This is a genomic window from Aeromonas sp. HMWF014, from assembly GCF_963878295.1.
GTDB classification, from domain to species: domain Bacteria; phylum Pseudomonadota; class Gammaproteobacteria; order Enterobacterales; family Aeromonadaceae; genus Aeromonas; species Aeromonas popoffii.
On the sequence record NZ_CAWNYS010000260.1, the window covers coordinates 1 to 3,686 of the forward strand.

The 3,686-nt window shown below is 57.9% G+C and carries 2 protein-coding genes; both read left to right on the top strand.

Annotated elements, in window-relative coordinates:
* Positions 1-177 precede the first annotated feature (177 nt).
* On the top strand, positions 178-906 hold the full coding sequence (locus AAC083_RS10530; protein ID WP_258224561.1) for a DUF4123 domain-containing protein: 729 nt from the start codon (positions 178-180) through the stop codon (positions 904-906).
* A partial coding sequence (locus tag AAC083_RS10535; protein ID WP_146181537.1) for a DUF6531 domain-containing protein occupies positions 903-3,686 on the top strand: 2,784 nt, incomplete at its 3' end. The genes AAC083_RS10530 and AAC083_RS10535, both read left to right, overlap by 4 nt.

Below are 3,686 nucleotides of genomic sequence, written 5' to 3' on the forward strand. Positions count from 1 at the left end.
TGAACTCGGGCGGCGGTGCCGGTTCGGGGTCGGGGTGGGCCGGCAAATCCCCCCTGGGCCCCTTGGGGGTGAGTGTTCCTCCCATACCCAAAGTGCCGCTCAGTCCTGCCCAGCTTGCGACCATGAAGAGTGCCGCACCTTTCTGTGAGGAGTGTGAGAAGTGCAAGGAGGGCGGTTGTGAAATCTGATGCTATGTCGCTTGCCGAGTGGGTGGCGGAGCAAACTAGCCCACTCTATGCCGTACTGGCAGGGGCCAGCGATGCGGCGCCCTTGCAGCACTACTATCAGCTTGATGGCCGTCAAACTCCGCGCGGACTCTATCTTGGTACCCCCTATCACGACTGGCTCCCCGTGATGCCCTATCTGGTCGCGTTGGACAAGGAGAGTCCTTTTATCGAGTGGGCTGAGACGACCGATGCTCGCGATTGGGGATTTATTCTGGCGACAGCGCAACCTGTTGGCACCCTCTATGGTCATTTTCAGGGGCTGACCCAGATCTGGCATCAGGGGGACGCCGTGTTCTTTCGCTATTGGGATGGTGTGTATATGTCTGCCATCGCCTCGCAGCTTGGTGATGGCATGACGACGCTGTTGCCGCAACTGGATGCGATGTGGTGCCAGGGCAATGCATTTTCATGGGGCCCATCGGAGCCCTGCGCTGCACGTCCGTTTCCCTGGTGGGAACTTCCTCCCGCTATCGCAGCCGCGTTGGCCGGGCAAGATACAGGTCCCCTTATCAACAACCTGATGCAACAGTTGGCAGATCAGAATGGCCAGCTTTACTGGTCTTTTCCCGAGGCCAATCTCAGGTGCAAAATCGCCCGTTTCATTTCCCGTAGTCCATCCCCTGATATCGATCTATTTCCAGCGCTGGAAGCGGCGCTGCTCAACGAGGTTCAAGCATGAGTAATGCCGGCCAGGCCGTCTTCACCCAGGTGATCGCCGATTATCGTAATACCCTGACTGAGTACCGCAAGGATGCCGAGAGTTTCTTTCTGGGCGACATGCTCGGTATGGACATGGAGCAGACCATCAAGGTTGGTGACAAGACGATAAAAGCCTCATCAAGCAGCAAGAAGGCGCAATCCGTGGTGACGCAGTGCCCGTTGAGCGGCACCTTGCGGCTGGTCCATCTGTTTGAATCCGTGCGCTTCATTCCCATCGGTAACACCCCTTACAAGGTGGAAGCGGGCAAGATGGTTCGTGGACGTTTTGTCAGTGAGGGGGTCGTGGATGAGGGAACTCTGGATGCCAAGGGGATTGCCGAAGTCGGTAAGCTGACTCCGGGCCAGTCCTATCAGGTCACCTTCTATCCCAATGTGAAGAAGAGCGATCTGGACGGGTTATTTAGCTCATACCAGACGGTGCAGGCTGATTTGGCTGCCTGGTTGGAGCGCGAGTGGGCCTCGACCCATCAACCTGCATGGGTTAATTATCAACGCAATGGCGGTGGTGGCGTTGCAGTTGCCGCCGGAGTGTTGCGTGGGATTGGTGGTGCGCTTGCCTCGGTATGGGATGATTTAACCGGTCTGTATGATTTATTGGCTGATCCAATGGGTAATGCCGAAAAACTGCTGAAATTCGGGGTAAATGCGGCCGATGTGGCACAAGCGGGAGCAGAGAAGATCGAGAGCGCCATGTTGGTGCTGCAAGATGAGGCGTTGATCTATCTCTATGTTAATGCACTGGTGAGCTGGTTAAAGATGCTCCCACCGGATGAGCTGGTGGAGTTTGGTACCCAGGCGGTGGTCACTGTGCTGTTTGATGTGTTGGTTGGGGTAGTATTGACCGGTGGCGCCGGGATTGCCGTCCGCTATGGTACCAAGGCGGTGACCACCATAACCAGGGCGGCCAAGCAGCAGGCTCGGATGGCCAAGCTGGCGGCAACATTAATCGCCATGTCAAAAAAGCACAACCTGGTAGCTCATATCGATGTAGCCAAGCCGGTGTTGGTGACGGGTGTGGCGCCGTTGAATCCGCTTAAAAAAGCCGATCTGAAGCTGATCGACAGAGAAGCTCCGACGCTTGTAGAAAAAGCGACGGCCGAGACCCGTAGGCACAAGTCACACACCACCATCGAGCAGGTTGGTGGTACTTCAGATGCCTCTAAACCCTCAACCAACGCCGCTGGTCATGCCAGCCAGACTGAAGCCAAAACCTGCAAGAACAACTGCCCTGTGTCCATGGTCACCGGCGAGGAGTTGCTGGCGCTGGAGGATGCCCATCTGCCGGGCATGCTGCCGTTTACCTTTGGTCGCCTCTATCGCACGTCAGCTGTTGAGCGTTCCTGTGGCATGGGGGCGGGGTGGAGTCATGCGCTGGCCCATCGGCTCGAACGTCACGGAGATAGCCTGACCTGGTGGGACCAGGAGTCTCTTGCTATCGAGTTGCCGATGCCTTCGGCAACCAGACCCATGATCACCAACCAGTTGTCAGAGGCGGCCGTTTATCTGGGGGATGAGCCTGACGAGGTGATAGTAGCCAAGGCGGGATCGCCCTTCCTGCATTTCACCTGGCATGGCAAGACAGGCCGTCTGACGGCCATGTCGGATCTTTATGGCAACCGGCTCACTATCCGTGCCGATGAGCAGGGGCGCCCCTGCTGGATAGAAAACGAGGGCGGTCTGGCTCTTCGCATTGTCTATCAAAAGGCATATCTGGCCGCTGTCGAATTACAGCATTTTGACGGTATTAACTGGCAGCCAGAAGCGACCTTGCAACGTTATTACTATGACGATGCAGGGCACCTGGTGGTAGCTGAAAACGGGGCCGGTGAGTGCGAACGTTACCGCTATCGCCCTGATGGGGTGATCCTGGAGCGCCGACTGGCGGGCGGCGCAGGGTTCTTCTGGGAGTGGGAGCGGGAAGGGAAGCTGGCGCGCGCGGTGCGCCACTGGAGTGATGTTGCCCGTTTTGATGTCAGCTACACCTGGGATGATGACAAGGGTGAAGTGACGGTCAGCAATGCGGATGGCAGTCAGGAGGTGTACCAGCATGACAGCAACGCCCGGCTGATCCGTCAGCAAGATCCCGACGGCGCGGTCAGCGAGTTTGTCTATAACGACAAGGGTCAGAAAGTGCTGGCCCGCGATGCGCTGGGGAGCGAAACCCGTTACCACTATGACGAAGCGGACTTGCTGGAGTGCGAGATTGCTCCCGATGGCAGTCAGACCGCCTATCACTATTGGGATGGTCGGGTTCGCAAGGTGGTGCAGGGGGATCGTGAGTGGCGTTTTGAACGCAACGAGCAAGGGGATGTGATTGCAAGACGGGATCCCCTTGGCCGGGAGACTCGCTACAGCTATAACGCGCAAGGCAAGCTCAGCACCGTGGTGCAACCCGATGGCAGCCGCATCGAACTGGGCTGGAACCGCCTTGGGCAGCTGATTGAGGAGAAGGGTGCCAACGGTGGTGTGACCCGCTGGCGCTATGACGAGCGGGGTCGCCAGATAGTACGGCGGGACCCGCGTGGCGCGATTACCCGTTATGAATGGAATGCGGCAGATCGCTTGCAAGCCGTGTATCTGCCTGGTGGTGGCATCCGCCGCTTCGAATATAACGCCTACGGCAAGGTGATGGCCGAGTGGGACGAGCTGGGCCGCGAGACTCGCTACGAATATCACCCCGGCCTGCATTTGGTGAGCCGCCGCATCAACCCCGATGGCAGTGAGCTTAAGTATCGCTAC